Origin of the sequence: Secundilactobacillus odoratitofui DSM 19909 = JCM 15043, assembly GCF_001434895.1 — a bacterium.
Taxonomy (GTDB): Bacteria; Bacillota; Bacilli; order Lactobacillales; family Lactobacillaceae; genus Secundilactobacillus; species Secundilactobacillus odoratitofui.
The window spans coordinates 109256-124994 of the sequence record NZ_AZEE01000028.1; the positions used below are offsets into that span (position 1 = coordinate 109256).

Sequence of the window (15739 nt, forward strand, 5' to 3'; positions counted from 1 at the left end):
AAATGTCAGAAACACCAAAGTTTACCCCAATCCTATTGGGTAGTGATTTTAATGTCTATGGAATGGCGCGGTCACTTTATGCGCTGTATCACCAACCAGTTAAGGCGTTTGCGTCAATTCAACTGGCACCCACTCGGTTTACCAAAGTTGTCGATTTGGAACTGTTCCCTGGCTTTGACGAGGATCCAGTTTGGATCAACACGATGCGCCAACTCAAGGAACGCTACCGCGACCATGAAGAACCCGTGATTTTGATTGGGTGTGGTGACGGCTATGCTGAATTGATTGCTAAACATAAGGACGAACTGTCTGACGTTTTCATTTGTCCATACATTGACTATGATTTGTTGAAGCACTTGAACAACAAGGAACGGTTCTACGAGATTTGTGACAAATACAACTTGCCTTATCCTGCAACCAAGACCATTTCTAAGGCAGAACATGACAATCAGACCGTTGTCGAACAACCATTTGATTACCCAGTTGCGCTTAAACCAGCAAACAGTGTGGAATGGTTGGACGTTCACTTCGAAGGGCGCAAAAAGGCCTTTCGAATTCAGTCACGAGAAGAGTTTGACCGAGTTCTCGATGCTGCGTACGCCAATGGCTACAAGTCTGATTTTATTTTGCAGGACTTTATCCCTGGTGATGATAGTAACATGCGGGTTTTAAACGCGTATGTTGACCAACACCACCACGTGAAGATGATGTGTCTGGGCCATCCATTACTGGAAGACCCAGCACCATCCGCGATTGGTAATTATGTCGCAATTTTACCCGAATATAACGAAGCCATTTACCAGCAAATTAAGAGCTTTTTAGAAGAGATTGAATTCACCGGTTATGCTAACTTTGATATGAAGTACGATGTCCGGGATAACACGTTCAAGTTGTTTGAAATTAACTTACGACAGGGTCGCAGCAGCTTCTTTGTGACCTTGAATGGTTATAACTTGGCCGATTGGGTTGTGAAAGATTACGTCAAACAAGACTTAGCTGACCAACCAACCGTGTATGGGAATCAAGATGAGTCCCAACATGCCCTGTGGTTAGGTGTGCCGGTAAAAGTCTTCAAAAAATACGCTCGTGAAAACGACGATAAGGCCCGTGCTCTGAAACTCATTGCGGCTGGTCGTTACGGGACCACTTACCAGTACTCAGACGATATGAATTTAAAACGCTGGGCGTTAATCAAGTGGATGAATCATAATTATACGAAGAACTTTGATCGCTACTTCGCAGAAAACAAGGGGTGATCTGAATGCAACACTTCTTTACGATTATCGGTGGGATGGGGACGGAAGCCACCGAAACCTACCTGCATCAGCTAAACGAACGGACACCTGCGCAACGTGATCAAGATTACTTGGATTATATCTTGGTCAATCACGCCACGGTGCCGGATCGAACGGCGTATATCAAAGATCATAGTCAGCCAAATCCATTACCGACTTTGCTGGACGATATTAAAAAACAAAGTCAGTTGGGGCCCGATTTCTTTGCGCTGCCATGTAATACGGCGCACTATTTCTATGATGACTTGCAGGCAGCGACCGATATTCCGATTTTGCACATGCCAAGAGAAGCGGTTAAGTCGATTAAAACGACGTATCCGAATGCGCGCAAAATTGGCTTGATTGCCACTGAAGGGACGATTTACGACCACATTTATGATCACGAGATTTTAAATGCTGGTTATGAATTTGCCGCACCAAGTCAGTCTGTGCAAGAACAGACTAATCGGTTGATTTACGACAACATTAAGGACAACAACGTGGTTGATCGACAACTTTACCACGGCCTTGTCCAACAAATGTTTGATGAAACGCACTGTGATGCGCTAGTCCTTGGTTGTACGGAACTGTCCTTAGCGCAGGATCGTGAGCCCGTGACGGATAAACCAATGGTGGACAGCCAGTCAATTCTGGTCGATCGTTCACTTGAATTAGCACTGAAGTATCAAAAGGGTAACTAGAATGCGTCAAAAAAGCAGCTTTGAGCGGACGGTAAGTTCGGCTCAAAGCTGCTTTTGTTGTTGTGATTAAATGGAATGAAGCGTCAGGACAATATCGATCACCGCGGTGATTAAGATGGCAACCGTGACGACCACTTGCCATTTGATTGGTAAAGACTGCTCCTGTTTACGGCCAAAGGCAATCTCAATTAAGATGATAACCAACACAGCCAGCAGGCCTTTGAACGAAACTAACAGTGGTGAATGATGAAACGTTCGAATCGTTAAGACCACCATGGCCGTAGCCATGATGAGGTAGATTAAGCGATCAAAGATTAACCACTGTGCGATTCTTTTTTCAGAGGTTCGGCTGAGACCAATCAGCGTAAAGGGAATCAGCAAAATTAAACTAGCAAAATAAATTGAGAGCCACATGAAGTTGTCACGTCCTTGAATTCTAGAGTTGGTGACGGGGATTCACCGTTGAAACGCTATCATTTCCAGTTTACCACGGTGACATGTAGATTTGAATTGGCTTTATGAAAGCTTATAGTGACTTTAAGGGGGTTGAAAGATATCCATGATGAAAAAAATTCCCTAGAACTTAATCTAGGGAATTTTAATAAATCTTGACACACGTTCATTAGTTCATCTTAAGCGGGTAACGGGAATCGGACCCGCGACACAAGCTTGGGAAGCTTGGATTTTACCACTAAACTATACCCGCATAACAGTAACAACTATAACATGAAATCATTCATTTGTCAGCATAAAATTGCATAAAAATGAACAGTTTTCAGAAAAAGTGTTCTGTTACGGTTTATTATTCGGCCTTCACTTTAGCTGGGGTGGCATCGCCTTTGCGCACGATGGCCCGGTTGTTCAGTTCACCAACTAAGATGCGGTCTTCGTTATCGAAACTTAAGATGTGAATTAATACGGCGTTTTCGTATACCTTTTCAATTTCACCTTCAAAATCGTGTTCAAAAGAGCCAAACTTCTTGCCCTTAACGTAGTCGCCGATCTGATGTTCTGCCATTTGGTCGTCCTCCACTTCGCATGATGAAAAAGATAATATCAGACTCCACTTGCAAATACAACCCCTTTTTCCAGATTCATTGGAATTTTAGAAAACTTGGTGTCAAATTGATTGATTCGCACCTGACTCGCCATCTAGGTCAAACTCATATATAATTAAGATAGCGTTTACATTAACTGTGAAGGGAGACGACAATCATGGCAAAGTTATCGAATTACAAGCGACTGTGGGCGGTATTGATCGTGGGTGTCCTCGCACTCATTTTAGCGTTTGGCGTTCAGCAAAACGGTTGGGCACAGCTCCTTGTGACGGTTTTGGGTTCCATCATTGCACTATTGATGTTTATCGATATGGTCAAAACACTGAGATCCGGTAAGTTTGGTGTGGATTTGCTTGCAATTACGGCCGTGATTGCCACGTTGGCGATTGGCGAGTACTGGGCGGCACTGATTGTGCTCCTAATGCTTACCGGTGGGGATGCACTAGAAGATTATGCGACTCACAAGGCCAATTCTGATCTGCAGGCGCTGTTAGAAAATTCACCACAAGTGGCGCACGTGATTATAGAAGAAGATTTAAAGGACGTAGTGGCTGAGGACGTTCAAGTCGGTGATAAATTACTGATCAAGCCGGGTGAGATTGTGCCCGTGGATGGGACAATTTTAAGTGGTACAGCAACGGTTGACGAGTCTTCGCTGACCGGCGAATCGAAGCCAATTGATAAAGGACCTGGTGACATGGTGATGTCTGGGTCGCTGAACGGTGATACGGCAGTGCGCTTAGTGGCTGATAAACGGGCGGCGGATAGTCAGTACCAAAATATCGTGAAGTTAGTGAAACAAGCGGAATCACAACCTGCCCACTTTGTTCGGCTGGCTGACCGCTATGCCGTGCCATTTACCATTCTGGCGTACGTGATTGCCGGTATCGCTTGGGCGGTCGCCGGTGACTCAACGCGGTTTGCGCAGGTACTCGTGGTCGCTTCCCCGTGTCCATTGATTTTGGCCGCACCCGTTGCACTGGTAGCGGGTATGGGCCGCGCTAGTCAGGCCGGTGTCATCGTTAAAACCGGAACGACGATTGAAAAATTGGCATTGATCAAAACAATGGCGTTTGATAAAACGGGGACGATCACGTTGGGGCAACTCACAGTAACCGAGACCCGTCCCGAAGCCGGGTACGATGCTGAAACGGTTTTAAAGTTAGCAGCTGCAGTTGAACAACAATCCAACCACATTTTAGCGCGGTCGCTGGTTCAAGCGGTGACCACGACGTTGCCTGATATTAGTGATGCCACGGAAGTGACTGGTGAAGGGGTACAAGCGACCATTGATGGCAAATTAGTTAAAGCCGGCAAAGCGGATTACGTCATGCCCAAAGGGGCCATTCAGCGTGTTGACGAAACAGCGGTGTATGTGTCAGTAGCTGGTCAATACGTTGGCTGCGTCGTTTTTGCGGATCGCGTGCGTCCCGAAGCCGCTGCTACGATGGCCCAATTGCACCAACTTGGAATTTCCCACCTCATGATGATTTCGGGTGACCGGCAGCCGATTGCCGCTCAAATTGCGGATGAAGTCGGTATCGATGACGTACACGCAGAGTGTTTGCCTCATGACAAAATCGCAGTCTTAAAGGAAGTGCCATCAACTCAGCATCCAGTTGCCATGGTAGGCGATGGTGTCAATGATGCACCATCATTAGTGACAGCTGACGTTGGGATTGCCATGGGTGTTCACGGTGCCACCGCTGCCAGCGAATCGGCGGACGTGGTGATTTTAAAAGACGACCTGATGCGAATTGCACGGGCGGTTAAAATCTCACGAGAAACCATGTCGGTAGCACGGCAATCCGTTTTAATTGGGATTCTCATCTGTACAATTTTGATGCTGATTGCCAGCGTGGGTGTGATACCAACCATTATTGGGGCGATGTTGCAAGAAGTCGTCGATACGGTGACGATTCTGTGGGCATTGAAGGCCCGGAGTCGGGGTCGAGAATGAATTTAAAAATCACGTGCTCTGGTTGTTATCATCGACTTTAGCACGTGATTTTTTTGATTTATTCTTGAGTGTAGCCCTTCATACGTGTAATTTAACTTCTTGAAACATCAAATAGCTGATGAGCAGCGTGTCAACTAGCGTAATGGTGACAATTGTATAGAAGTCTTCGGCCATCAAGGCGGCCGCAAACGCAATGATCCAGCTCAAGATAAATATCGTCCGTGTGAATAACCCATGGGCAAACGGTTGTCGGTTGAAGCGAGTTGCTAAGCCAATCCCAATATAAAAGAGTAATAACCCAAGGTAAAGCATGGTAACCGGAAAGTCGAAGTTATGATCTAATTCACCAACAAAATTTAACGCGACGGTGATTAGACTGAGCCCGAAAATAATCGGGTAGTGTAAGTAGATCAGTAAATTACCAGTTTCGCCACGACGTTGATTATTGATGAGATGGTCAAATTCGGCGATATACGTAAAGAATAACGCCACCACGACTGCAAAAACCATCACTGAACCGATGCTGAGGGTTTGCTTAGTGAAGTAACCCGCGATGGCGACAATGGTTTCGCCGAACATAATAATTGTGAGTAAGGATAACCGCTCCACAAGATGTGAAAAAATAATCGGGTGGTGCTTCGTGTATTTACCAGTGAAACTAGGTGCAATCCAACTACTGATAATGCCGACTAAGGCGAGTGGAATGCCGATCGGTTCTGGAATGAATCCGGCAATAAGCAGCGTGCAGGTTCGAATTAATAGAATATAGATAAACACCGTCGCAATCTGCTGGTCAATTTGGGCCGCTGTTTTTAAACGAACGCCTAAGTATTGCGCTAATAACGTTGCTGAGAGCAATCCGGCAGCGATGAAGAACGGATGTAAATCATAGGTGAGACTCCCGGAAAAGGAGTTAGACATGTAGAGCACGATTGCCATGTCGACAAAAGCGTAAAACATATCAGACCAAGATGAGCTGCCATAGCGATTGGTAAAAACGGTTTGAACCATCCACGAGTTAATAAACACGATAACGACGAACGTGAAAATTAAAAAGGTGGTGGGTTTAACGACGCCGTCAGTTAGTTGATGGATCAGTGCGGTGGCCCGTGAAATCATGTAGACAAACACTAAATCATAAAATGCTTCGATTAAAGTGACCCGTTTGGATAATTGTTCTGCCATTTTACTTTCCCCCAAGTTTTGCTTACTACGTTCATTATCCGATTGATTGGTCAAATCGGCAATTAGAAATTTCACTTAAAAAGTACTTGCCTTGAAGTCCACTTCAAGGGTTAAGCTCAGCTTGTGAGTTCGTAATGAACTGATAATGAACAGTTAATTAAGTTAATGGAGATGACAAATATGAAAACAGCAGTTTTTGTAAAACCAGGTCAAATTGAAGTTCAAGATTTACCAAAACCAGAGATTCAGCAACCAACTGACGCAATTCTTAAAATTGTACGGGCGTGTGTCTGTGGTTCTGATTTATGGTGGTACCGTGGCATCAGTGAACGCCAGCACGGCACACCAGTGGGTCACGAAGCGATTGGTATTGTTGAGTCAGTGGGCGACGAAGTGACCGATGTGAAACCCGGCGACTTTGTGATTGCACCGTTTTCACATGGATGTGGTCACTGTGCGGCTTGTCTTGCCGGTTTTGATGGGAACTGTTTAACACCGGTCGATGACGAGGTAGTCGGCTATCAGGGTGAATACTTACGGTACAAGCACGCCAACTGGTCATTAGTTAAAATTCCGGGTCAACCGTCAGATTATACGGACGATCAACTGAATGATTTGCTGACGCTTTCCGATGTAATGGCAACTGGTTACCATGCAGCTGCCAGCGCCGAAGTTAAGCCGGGTGATACCGTGGTGGTCATGGGTGACGGTGCAGTTGGGTTATGCGGTGTCATTGCAGCGAAATTACGTGGTGCGACCCGCATCATTGCCATGAGTCGGCATGCTGACCGTCAAGCACTAGCAAAGCAGTTTGGTGCTACTGATATTATTGCTGAGCGTGGTGATGCTGCAGTTGCAGCTGTTATGGCGCTAACTAATGGAACGGGTGCAGATGCGGTTTTGGAATGCGTCGGGACGAATCAGTCGGTTGAAACCGCTGTTCAAGTTGGTCGACCTGGTGCGATTGTCGGCCGAGTTGGCGTCCCCCAACAGCCAGAAATCGATACCAACGGCTTATTTTGGCGGAACATTGGTCTGCGTGGTGGAATTGCTTCAGTTACCACTTATGATAAAAAAATTCTGTTAGATGCTGTCTTGAAGGGTGATATTCATCCTGGGTTGGTCTTTACCAAGCGCTTTAGTTTAGATGACGTTCAATCAGCTTATGAGGCGATGGATAACCGCGAAGCCATCAAGTCATTGTTAATTGTTGATGAGCTATCAGAGAAGTAACACCCGTAAAGACGTATGGATACCCACAACAAAAGCGATTCAAGCTTTCCCGTTTAGGTAAGCTTGAATCGCTTTTTCATATAGAACTATATTCGATGTTTAATTAACCGGCGTTGCGGGTTTCTTTAACTTGCGACGCAGTGCCATTAGCATGGCTGGTAAGAGCGAAATTGCGACAATTGCCAACATAATGAGTTCAAAGTGGGCTTTGACGATGGCAATGTTACCAAGGAAGAAACCGGCTAGTACAGTCACGCTGACCCAGCTCAAACCGCCTAAAACGTTGTATAAGATAAAGCGATGATAGGCCATTTTACTAATACCAGCTGTGAAGGGAATGAAAGTTCGAATGAGTGGCATGAAACGGCCCAAAAAGACTGCGGCGTTGCCATGTTTGGTGAAAAATCGTTCTGTATCATGTAAGTACTTCGGTTTGATCCAACGTTGGAAACGTGGTGAAGTTAAATGATGGCCGAAGTGTTTACCAATTTCAAAGTTAACGGTATCACCAAGAATGGCGGCGATTGACAAGATGATAATGAGTAGCAGTGGGTTCAATGTCGTGCCGCTAAGGGCTGCCAGCGAACCACTCAAAAATAGTAAGGAGTCACCGGGTAGAAATGGCAAGACCACCACACCCGTTTCAATGAAAATAACGAGGAATAGTACAAGGTAAACGAGACTGCCATACTGGCCAATTAAAAGCGGCAGTAAGTGATTCAGATTTAAAAAAGCAACTAATAAGCTTGTAATCATAGGTTCATCTCCAGTAATTGATGGTTGTATTTAGCGAGCATTGTTATGGTTTAAGGATGAAATTAGTTTAACTGGATTTGTTCGCAAGCAAAAGTATGGTAATCTGAAGGCTAGATTAGGAATTCACAGAAATGGTGGTGACATGATGACAGCTATAACGTTTGAGGTGCCAAAACAGGTTACGGATGAGATGATGGTACTCCTCTTATCGGCAGATCCTGATGAACAAATGATTGAGTCCTACATTCACCGCGCCGAGATTCGGGTAGCTAAGTCGGCTGATCAGATTGTGGGGGTTATTTGTACATTGACGACGCGGCCCTTAACCGTTGAAATTGTGAATCTTGCTGTTCGTGATGACTATCAAAATCACGGCATTGGCGCTCAGTTAATTAATGAGGTTATCCAACATTGTCGAGCTGAAAAAGTAACGACTCTGGCGATTGGCACGGGTAGTACTAGTTTTGGGCCACTATATCTCTACCAAAAGTTGGGTTTCCGGATGGTCGGTGTGGATCGTGATTTCTTCGTACGTCATTATTCCCGACCAATTGAAGAGAATGGGTTAGTGTTGAGGGACATGATTCGATTGGAACTCAATCTAAAATAACCATTGATATAACAGCTTATTGTTACTTACAAATGGTTTTAATCGATTAAGTGTTTTTCAGATTCAGTATACAAGAATAGTAATTTAGCTCTTCAGGGCTGCTTGTGGGTTGATACGTTTAGTCGCTTTGAAGGGGCGATTTTAAACCGATAGACAAATAACGTCGCAGAACCCAGTTATTGAGTTCTGCGACGTTATCCTGCGGTAATGTTATTTAAGTTGTTCAGCAAATTTGCGCATGGCCGTTTTTACTTCCGTCACTTTTTCCGGTATCAAAAGTGGCATCAATTTACCGGCTAATTCGGTGAAAGCAGCTTTGTCGAAGCTGCCTTTTGCCTGTTGCTCAAATGCGCTTTGCAGAAAAGCTTTTGCTTCATCTTGCTTATCTGGCAGGGTTCTATCGATGAAAAAGTTCAAAAATTGTTGTTGTGAATTCATATGAGCACCTTCTTTAAGTTAATAATGTTAAGTATATCGTAAATCAAGTGATTCCACGTGAATAGTGCTCATTGAGAATCTTTCGAGCAAAATACATTGACTAGACCGCAAAAATTTAGCATCCTAAACACTGTAGAAACGAACGGAGATCACCATGAAAAAAATTTACTTTTTATGTACCGGTAATTCCTGTCGTAGTCAGATGGCTGAGGGCTTTGGCAAGGCATTAATGGGACCGGACTGGCAAGTGGAGAGTGCTGGGATCGAAATGCACGGTTTAAACCCCAAGGCGGTAACCGTGATGGCAGAAGTCGGCATCGATATTTCCAATCAGTACGCCAAATTAATTGATCTTGACTACCTCAATCAGTGTGATTTAGTGGTGACTTTATGTGGGGATGCTCGTGACAAGTGTCCCATGACACCGGCATCGGTGCAAAAGCAGCATTGGCCGTTACCTGATCCGGCCCAAGCGAACGGGACTGTGGCCGAACAATTGGCCGTTTTTCGAACAGTTCGAGATGACATTCGACACCGGGTGGCCGCGTTGGTATCGTAAGCAACATCATTTGGTGGCATTTTTTTGTCATCAATGATTGACAGAGTTGTTCTGTCATGGTTTAATGGTTTAAAATCTTAAACATATGAACGGAGTAATTAACATGCAGAAAGTATTGATTGTGGAAACAAACGTTACGCGATATGGTCAGACCAACGACCCAACCGGACTTTGGCTTGGCGAAGCTGCCGAATTTGTAGATGAACTTCAACGGGCCAACATTGAATTTGATTTTGTGAGTCCGAAAGGCGGATTTGTGCCACTAGATCCCCGCAGTATGAAGTACACGGATGATGAAATCATGCGGATCTACGAATCCCAAGATTTTGTGACGCGCGGCTTAACCAACACGATGACACCTGCAGAAGTTCATACTGAAGATTATGCTGCCATTTATTACACTGGCGGTCATGGCGTGATGTGGGACTTTCCAAACGACCAGCCACTCCAAAAAATCGCTCAGACAATTTATCAGCAGGGTGGGTACGTCACTTCAGTTTGCCACGGCATCGCTGGTTTACTCAACTTACGAGATGCTGACGGTCAATATTTGATTGCTGGCAAAAAGGTGACCGGCTTTACGACGGCAGAGGAGATTATTGCCGGCAAGAAATCGGTAGTCCCATTTTTGAATCAACAAGTGGCTACCAGTCACGGCGCTGTGTTTCAAAAGAAACGGTTCTACAAACCATACGCAATTGCAGATGGTCAGCTCATTACCGGTCAAAACCCATTTTCAGTCCGACCGGTTGCCAAATTACTCATTGCACACTTACAGGAGGCCTCATAATGGCAGAACAAACAATGGCGATTTTTAAACGGGGCATTCCCATTTTTACGATGATGCAAGATGAAAATCGACAGCGAATCGTCGTCATGCTTTGTAAGACGGATCAGATGACCGTTAACCAAATCACAGATGCACTCTCATTGTCACGACCAGCAGTTTCTCATCATTTGAAATTAATGAAGGATGCGGGATTGGTCAACGTCACTAAGAGCGGAACGGAGCGCTATTATAGCATTCATATGGATGACGCCTTGGCACTGCTGGATGAACTGTCAGCCTCGCTGCGAGCTGATTTAGGAAAAAAAGCCCATTAAGGCTTTCTTTTTTGAACAATAGGTTTAAATGTTTAAACAAATAAAAGGAGTAATTAAAATGACAAGCACGATGTTTCAACCACTAACACTAAACAACGGAACAGTAATAAAGAATCGCTTCGTAAAACCAGCCATGAGTGAAATTTTAGGTGATCATCAGCAACGACCGACTCAACTGTTGGTGAACTTATACCGGGAATGGGTACAGGGTGGTGCTGGGTTATTGATCACTGGTAATGTCATGGTTGATCGAACTGCCCTCGGTGAAAAAGGCAACGTGGTGATTGACGATGAACGTGATTTACCAATTTTACGGGCGTGGGCTCAGGCTGGTCAAACAAACGGTGCCCAGACTTGGGTTCAACTCAACCACCCGGGTAGACAATCGCCACGCTACATGAACCCAACGCCAGTGGCCCCAAGTGCTGTACCGCTGGAAGGCGACAATGCATTTGCTTTCAATGCCCCAAGAGCGCTAACAGTTGCCGAAATTCACCAAATTGTTGAGAAATTTGCGACATCAGCAGCTGTCGTAAAAAAGGCGGGTTTTGGCGGTGTTGAGATTCACGCCGCTCACGGGTATTTGCTCAGTCAATTCTTATCACCGATTGCTAATGTTCGAACCGACGAGTACGGTGGTAGTCTGATCAATCGGATGCGGATCATTGAGGAAGTGTACTTGGCGATTAGGCGTCAGGTTGGACCAGCGTTTCCGGTGGCAATCAAAATCAACAGCTCAGATTTTCGAGACGGTGGGTTCAGTGAAGCCGACTCCATTCAAGTGATTCACCGGATGTCTGATCTGGGTATCAACCTCATTGAAATTTCGGGCGGTAATTACGAGAACACCACCATTCAGGGGAGCAATGAGAAGGGCGCCTTTTTCACAAAGTACGCCGCTAAGGCTAAGCAGGGACTGAACACCCCAGTGCTGGTTACTGGCGGATTTAAAAGTTTAACTGGGATGGCACACGCAGTTGAAAACGGTGAAACCGAACTCGTTGGTTTATCCCGTGGCCTTGCGCTCATGCCAGATCTACCCAATCGAGCAGCTAAGGGCCAATTTCACGCCATTCAACTCGAACGACTATCAACTGGCATTAAAGCAGTTGATCAAAAGGCCGGTTCCTATATTGGCTTGAGTTATTACGAGATGCAGATGCGACGAATTGCTACGGGAAAAGCACCTAAATTAACGAAGAACGCTTGGGTGCCACTGATTTTTGCTTTGCGCACGCAAGGGCTAGCCATGATGAAACCGCAGCGGGCATGATATCAGTGGTATCGTTGAAATAGCGTAATGGATGCCAGGCTAATTGAGATACATCAAAATAACCGTTACCTTGATGAGGGTAACGGTTATTTTGGTTAAACTTATGAATTTCGATGTGGTAAACGGACTTCACCGGTTTGATGCAGCTGACGATTACCCCAGTTTTCTAACTGGTTCAACTCATTTTGAAACGCCTGACCATCAAGGGTCAACCGATATTGGTAATCCTGGGTTGAATCGACCAAGCTGAGATTAGTTAGATTGGAGAGGGCAATTAACAACTTAAACGTTGAAATGCCACGAACCTGCTCTCTGAGTGTCATAAAATCCTGATAGTCGCTATCCAAATTTTGAAGAATAAGCGCATACCACCGGTTGGATAACACGGCCAGGCCCGCTTGGGTGCCGATGCTGGTGTCACGAACGACCATTGTAGATCACTGCCTTTTTTAGTAGATACAGATTAGTATAAATGCGGGGATTGATAAACACCAGTAATGTGACTCTGGGTTTGAGTCTGGTCAGATGCTCTGAGTTAAGAACAGATTGACGGTACCAACCAATTCGAGTTGCGTCATGCCTTTCACGTATAGTCCAACATACAATGGAGGTATTAGACAGAATTAAAACTTGGCTCTAAACTAAAACTTATGCAAAGAAAGGTGGCGACATGTCGATGATACTCGAACAATTAATCAATGCTGGTCCAGTTGCCTTTAGGGGCCAATTGGCACAACAGGTGGATGCAGTTGTGGCTGAAACCAGTAATCAGTTGGTGCGATTCAATACAACAACTGATCAAACAGTTCGCCGGTCAGCCATGCAACACATCCTGGGCTACCCGTTGCCAGCTGAGACGGTGATCAATCCACCATTTCAAACTGACTTTGGGCCTCACACAAAATTGGGTCGGCACGTCTTTATCAACAGAGATTGCTTGTTCGTTGACCTGGGTGGCATCACCATTGACGACGATGCTTTGATTGGACCACGTGTTTCGTTAATTTCCGTTAATCACCAAGAAGATCCCGCTCATCGACGTGATTTAGAGTTGAAATCGGTGCACATTGAGCATGGCGCTTGGTTAGGCGCGGGTGTGACCGTGTTACCTGGTGTGACGATTGGCCACGATGCGATTGTTGGGGCTGGTGCGGTAGTGACCAAGGACGTACCGCCAAGGATGGTGGTCGCTGGGGTGCCAGCGAAAATTATCCGGCCAATTCAGGCCACTGATCAGGCCTGATGTTTAGCCAACGTTGACAGTTGCCTTGTCAACGCAGTATGCTAACTTTAACTTAATCAGTAAAGCTAGTGTCGCTAACGGATTGAAGTCCTTTTTTATTTTAAGCAAGATATTCAAACGAAATGACAGACACTTCCAACAAACCTAAGTCGCTAAGAATTTTTAGTGACTTGGGTTTTATTACTTGGATAGTAAGTTAGCCTGAATCAATTTTCGGCGTTAAAACGGAGGAAAAATTTATGACAACTAAAATTACTGATGGTTACTATGAAGGTGAACGTTCACTTTTTGGGCTAAATGGTGCTGATATTGATGGCACAACTTTTGGCAACGGTGAGTCACCACTCAAGGAAAGCCAAAACATCGCACTCCATCATTCAATTTTTCAATGGAAATACCCGCTGTGGTACAGTCAGCACGTCACGGTAGACAATACTATTTTTGAAACCATGTCACGCTCGGGTATCTGGTATACTCACGATATTAGTGTCACCAATAGTGCGCTGCAGGCGCCCAAACTTTTTCGGCGGTGCAGCCAAATTAAATTGGATCACGTTCACTTTTCAGACGCGGAAGAAACGCTTTGGACCTGTGATGATGTTCAGTTGACCAACGTGACCGTGAACGGTGATTATTTCGGCAAGGACAGCACTAACCTATATCTGGATCACGTTAATTTAATTGGCAATTACTGTTTTGATGGTGCCAAAAACGTTGAGGTCCATCACTCAACGCTGGTCTCCAAAGATGCTTTTTGGAATTGCGAAAATGTCACCATTTATGATTCAACCATTAGTGGTGAGTATTTGGCTTGGAACACGCAAAACCTAACGCTCATTAATTGTACGATTGAAAGCAATCAGGGGCTCTGTTACATCAAGCATTTGAAGATGACCAATTGTCGCTTGCTTCACACGGATCTGGCTTTTGAATACTGCGCCGATATTGACGCTCAAATTAATAGTGATGTTATGAGTGTTAAAAATCCCATTAGTGGCAAAATTAAAGCCCACGGTATTGGTGAGTTAATTTTGGATGACCCAGACATTGACTTTACTCAGGTTCAAATCACGACGGATGAGCCAATTTCAGAAAGGAAGACTGCGTAATGTATGACTTTGATAATGCGCCTCAGCGGTTGCACACTGATTCGGTAAAGTGGGACGTCAAAGACGGTGAGTTACCCATGTGGATCGCTGATATGGACTTTCAGACGGCACCTGAAATTGTGGCCGCGATGCAAGCCAAACTTCAATTGGGGGCCTTTGGCTATGAAGAGCCACATGATACTTATTTTGAAGCGGTTGCGGGCTGGTATGCGCGCCAACATCACGCGCAACCCGACACAGACTGGCTCAATTTAAGTACTGGCGTGGTCCCGGCAATCTCTTCGATTGTTCGTCGGGTTTCAAACGTTGGTGACAACGTTTTAGTTCAAGCACCGGTGTATAATATTTTCTACAATTCGATTGAAAATAACGGGCGTCACGTGTTATCTAGCGATTTAGTATACGATGGTAGTCAGTATTCGGTTGATTGGACTGATTTAGAGGCGAAGCTTGCCCAACCCTTAACCACGCTGATGATTTTATGTAACCCGCATAATCCAGTTGGTAAAGTCTGGTCTGAATCTGAGCTAACTCGTATTGCAACATTATGTCAGACACACCACGTGGTGATGGTCTCTGATGAAATTCATGGTGACTTGGTCTTGAATGGGCCAGATTACACACCGGCCTTTTCGTTACCAGCACCACTTAATCAAAATGTGATCTCATTAGTATCCCCGAGCAAGACCTTCAACGTGGCAGCGATGCATGTCGCAACCGTGATCGTCCCCAACGCCGATCTTCGTTCAGTCGTTAATCGGGGGTTGAATACGGATGAGCTGGCAGAACCCAACTTACTGGCCATCCCTGGTACGATTGCGGCGTATACGAAAGGTGATGCCTGGCTCGCGTCACTCAAGACCAAATTAAATCAAAACTATCAATTAGCGGTTGATTATTTGGCGGCCAACGTGCCAGCTGTCAAAGTGGTTCAAAGCACGGCAACTTATTTAATGTGGCTTGATGTGAGTGCCATCACGGATGATGCGGATGCACTGACAGCTTCAATTCGAAAAACCACAGGCTTGATTTTATCGTCAGGCTCAGTTTATCGCGGCAACGGGCCACAATTTTTGCGGTTGAACTTTGCCTGTCCAACAGCAATGTTGCAAGATGGGTTGAAGCGGTTAAAGCGGGGCATTGAGACATTTCAATCGTAAATGATTTTGATTCAATGTCTCAGGCAGATGGTTCTTAATTTCGTGTCGTATCTTCACATTAACGCAGCTTGACGTC

The 15739-nt window shown here is 45.2% G+C and carries 18 protein-coding genes and 1 tRNA gene; 12 read left to right on the plus strand and 7 right to left on the minus strand.

The features are described 5' to 3' along the window. The first annotated feature begins 2 nt into the window (after positions 1-2). Positions 3-1256, plus strand: coding sequence for a carboxylate--amine ligase (locus tag FD04_RS05565; RefSeq protein ID WP_056947599.1), 1254 nt, complete (start codon positions 3-5; stop codon positions 1254-1256). 5 nt (positions 1257-1261) lie between these two features. Continuing rightward, positions 1262-1975, plus strand: a complete 714-nt coding sequence (locus FD04_RS05570; protein WP_056947601.1) for an aspartate/glutamate racemase family protein — start codon at positions 1262-1264, stop codon at positions 1973-1975. Positions 1976-2041: 66 nt separating this feature from the next. Here the strand turns inward: FD04_RS05570 and FD04_RS05575 are convergent, their stop codons facing one another. The 3 genes from FD04_RS05575 to FD04_RS05585 all read right to left on the minus strand — a co-directional run bounded on the left by FD04_RS05575 (position 2042) and on the right by FD04_RS05585 (position 2993). Beyond that, positions 2042-2389, minus strand: a complete 348-nt coding sequence (locus tag FD04_RS05575) for a DUF1516 family protein (RefSeq protein WP_056947603.1) — start codon at positions 2387-2389, stop codon at positions 2042-2044. A 221-nt stretch (positions 2390-2610) separates the two neighbouring features. Beyond that, positions 2611-2681 (minus strand) — tRNA-Gly (locus FD04_RS05580). A 96-nt stretch (positions 2682-2777) separates the two neighbouring features. Continuing rightward, complete coding sequence (locus FD04_RS05585; protein ID WP_054699768.1) at positions 2778-2993, minus strand: hypothetical protein; 216 nt, start codon at positions 2991-2993, stop codon at positions 2778-2780. Between the two features lie 197 nt (positions 2994-3190). Between FD04_RS05585 and FD04_RS05590 the strand changes: the two genes are divergently transcribed. Then, positions 3191-4993, plus strand: coding sequence for a heavy metal translocating P-type ATPase (locus FD04_RS05590; RefSeq protein ID WP_056947605.1), 1803 nt, complete (start codon positions 3191-3193; stop codon positions 4991-4993). Between the two features lie 78 nt (positions 4994-5071). Here FD04_RS05590 and FD04_RS05595 read toward each other — a convergent pair whose 3' ends face one another. Beyond that, positions 5072-6178: a low temperature requirement protein A gene (locus tag FD04_RS05595; protein ID WP_056947606.1), complete on the minus strand. Its 1107-nt coding sequence runs from the start codon at positions 6176-6178 to the stop codon at positions 5072-5074. Positions 6179-6358: 180 nt separating this feature from the next. On the opposite strand from FD04_RS05595, the gene FD04_RS05600 reads away from it, so the two are divergent. Next, entirely contained in the window at positions 6359-7411 is a 1053-nt protein-coding gene (locus tag FD04_RS05600) for a zinc-dependent alcohol dehydrogenase family protein (RefSeq protein WP_054699770.1), read from the plus strand. A gap of 99 nt (positions 7412-7510) precedes the next feature. Here FD04_RS05600 and FD04_RS05605 read toward each other — a convergent pair whose 3' ends face one another. Next, on the minus strand, positions 7511-8167 hold the full coding sequence (locus FD04_RS05605; RefSeq protein WP_056947608.1) for a VTT domain-containing protein: 657 nt from the start codon (positions 8165-8167) through the stop codon (positions 7511-7513). Positions 8168-8312: 145 nt separating this feature from the next. Here FD04_RS05605 and FD04_RS05610 point away from each other — a divergent pair, with 145 nt between their 5' ends. Further along, positions 8313-8777 (plus strand): GNAT family N-acetyltransferase, encoded by a 465-nt coding sequence (locus FD04_RS05610; RefSeq protein ID WP_056947611.1) that lies wholly within the window; start codon positions 8313-8315, stop codon positions 8775-8777. A gap of 210 nt (positions 8778-8987) precedes the next feature. Here the strand turns inward: FD04_RS05610 and FD04_RS05615 are convergent, their stop codons facing one another. After that, positions 8988-9215 carry a hypothetical protein gene (locus FD04_RS05615; protein WP_054699773.1) on the minus strand — a complete coding sequence of 76 codons (228 nt, stop codon included), beginning with the start codon at positions 9213-9215 and terminating at the stop codon, positions 8988-8990. Positions 9216-9369: 154 nt separating this feature from the next. On the opposite strand from FD04_RS05615, the gene arsC reads away from it, so the two are divergent. From arsC to FD04_RS05635, 4 genes are all read left to right on the plus strand, one after another. Next, complete coding sequence (gene arsC / locus FD04_RS05620) at positions 9370-9774, plus strand: arsenate reductase (thioredoxin) (RefSeq protein ID WP_056947613.1); 405 nt, start codon at positions 9370-9372, stop codon at positions 9772-9774. Positions 9775-9877: 103 nt separating this feature from the next. Further along, positions 9878-10564, plus strand: a complete 687-nt coding sequence (locus FD04_RS05625) for a type 1 glutamine amidotransferase domain-containing protein (RefSeq protein ID WP_056947615.1) — start codon at positions 9878-9880, stop codon at positions 10562-10564. Next, on the plus strand, positions 10564-10878 hold the full coding sequence (locus tag FD04_RS05630; RefSeq protein WP_056947617.1) for an ArsR/SmtB family transcription factor: 315 nt from the start codon (positions 10564-10566) through the stop codon (positions 10876-10878). The genes FD04_RS05625 and FD04_RS05630 overlap by 1 nt, the downstream gene beginning before the upstream one ends. 58 nt (positions 10879-10936) lie before the next feature. Then, positions 10937-12151, plus strand: a complete 1215-nt coding sequence (locus FD04_RS05635) for an NADH:flavin oxidoreductase/NADH oxidase family protein (RefSeq protein WP_056947619.1) — start codon at positions 10937-10939, stop codon at positions 12149-12151. A 101-nt stretch (positions 12152-12252) separates the two neighbouring features. Here FD04_RS05635 and FD04_RS05640 read toward each other — a convergent pair whose 3' ends face one another. After that, complete coding sequence (locus tag FD04_RS05640; protein ID WP_054699775.1) at positions 12253-12582, minus strand: winged helix-turn-helix transcriptional regulator; 330 nt, start codon at positions 12580-12582, stop codon at positions 12253-12255. A gap of 245 nt (positions 12583-12827) precedes the next feature. Here FD04_RS05640 and FD04_RS05645 point away from each other — a divergent pair, with 245 nt between their 5' ends. The 3 genes from FD04_RS05645 (at position 12828) to FD04_RS05655 (ending at position 15663) form a co-directional block, all read left to right on the plus strand. Next, the gene (locus FD04_RS05645; RefSeq protein WP_235805656.1) at positions 12828-13394 is read left to right on the plus strand and encodes a DapH/DapD/GlmU-related protein; all 567 of its coding nucleotides are present in this window, start codon (positions 12828-12830) and stop codon (positions 13392-13394) included. Positions 13395-13633: 239 nt separating this feature from the next. Continuing rightward, the gene (locus FD04_RS05650) at positions 13634-14503 is read left to right on the plus strand and encodes a DUF3737 family protein (protein WP_054699777.1); all 870 of its coding nucleotides are present in this window, start codon (positions 13634-13636) and stop codon (positions 14501-14503) included. Beyond that, complete coding sequence (locus FD04_RS05655) at positions 14503-15663, plus strand: MalY/PatB family protein (RefSeq protein ID WP_056947621.1); 1161 nt, start codon at positions 14503-14505, stop codon at positions 15661-15663. Before FD04_RS05650 ends, FD04_RS05655 begins: the two co-directional genes overlap by 1 nt. Positions 15664-15739 lie beyond the last annotated feature (76 nt).

Bases quoted from the DNA above. Each gene is read 5' to 3' on its own strand.
- FD04_RS05570 (WP_056947601.1), top strand. From the start codon at position 1,262: ATGCAACACTTCTTTACGATTATCGGTGGGATGGGGACGGAAGCCACC.
- FD04_RS05635 (WP_056947619.1), top strand. From the start codon at position 10,937: ATGACAAGCACGATGTTTCAACCACTAACACTAAACAACGGAACAGTA.
- FD04_RS05640 (WP_054699775.1), bottom strand. From the start codon at position 12,582: ATGGTCGTTCGTGACACCAGCATCGGCACCCAAGCGGGCCTGGCCGTG.
- FD04_RS05600 (WP_054699770.1), top strand. From the start codon at position 6,359: ATGAAAACAGCAGTTTTTGTAAAACCAGGTCAAATTGAAGTTCAAGAT.
- FD04_RS05625 (WP_056947615.1), top strand. From the start codon at position 9,878: ATGCAGAAAGTATTGATTGTGGAAACAAACGTTACGCGATATGGTCAG.
- FD04_RS05605 (WP_056947608.1), bottom strand. From the start codon at position 8,167: ATGATTACAAGCTTATTAGTTGCTTTTTTAAATCTGAATCACTTACTG.
- FD04_RS05575 (WP_056947603.1), bottom strand. From the start codon at position 2,389: ATGTGGCTCTCAATTTATTTTGCTAGTTTAATTTTGCTGATTCCCTTT.
- FD04_RS05615 (WP_054699773.1), bottom strand. From the start codon at position 9,215: ATGAATTCACAACAACAATTTTTGAACTTTTTCATCGATAGAACCCTG.
- FD04_RS05595 (WP_056947606.1), bottom strand. From the start codon at position 6,178: ATGGCAGAACAATTATCCAAACGGGTCACTTTAATCGAAGCATTTTAT.
- FD04_RS05630 (WP_056947617.1), top strand. From the start codon at position 10,564: ATGGCAGAACAAACAATGGCGATTTTTAAACGGGGCATTCCCATTTTT.
- FD04_RS05645 (WP_235805656.1), top strand. From the start codon at position 12,828: ATGATACTCGAACAATTAATCAATGCTGGTCCAGTTGCCTTTAGGGGC.
- FD04_RS05650 (WP_054699777.1), top strand. From the start codon at position 13,634: ATGACAACTAAAATTACTGATGGTTACTATGAAGGTGAACGTTCACTT.
- FD04_RS05655 (WP_056947621.1), top strand. From the start codon at position 14,503: ATGTATGACTTTGATAATGCGCCTCAGCGGTTGCACACTGATTCGGTA.
- FD04_RS05610 (WP_056947611.1), top strand. From the start codon at position 8,313: ATGACAGCTATAACGTTTGAGGTGCCAAAACAGGTTACGGATGAGATG.
- arsC (WP_056947613.1), top strand. From the start codon at position 9,370: ATGAAAAAAATTTACTTTTTATGTACCGGTAATTCCTGTCGTAGTCAG.
- FD04_RS05565 (WP_056947599.1), top strand. From the start codon at position 3: ATGTCAGAAACACCAAAGTTTACCCCAATCCTATTGGGTAGTGATTTT.
- FD04_RS05585 (WP_054699768.1), bottom strand. From the start codon at position 2,993: ATGGCAGAACATCAGATCGGCGACTACGTTAAGGGCAAGAAGTTTGGC.
- FD04_RS05590 (WP_056947605.1), top strand. From the start codon at position 3,191: ATGGCAAAGTTATCGAATTACAAGCGACTGTGGGCGGTATTGATCGTG.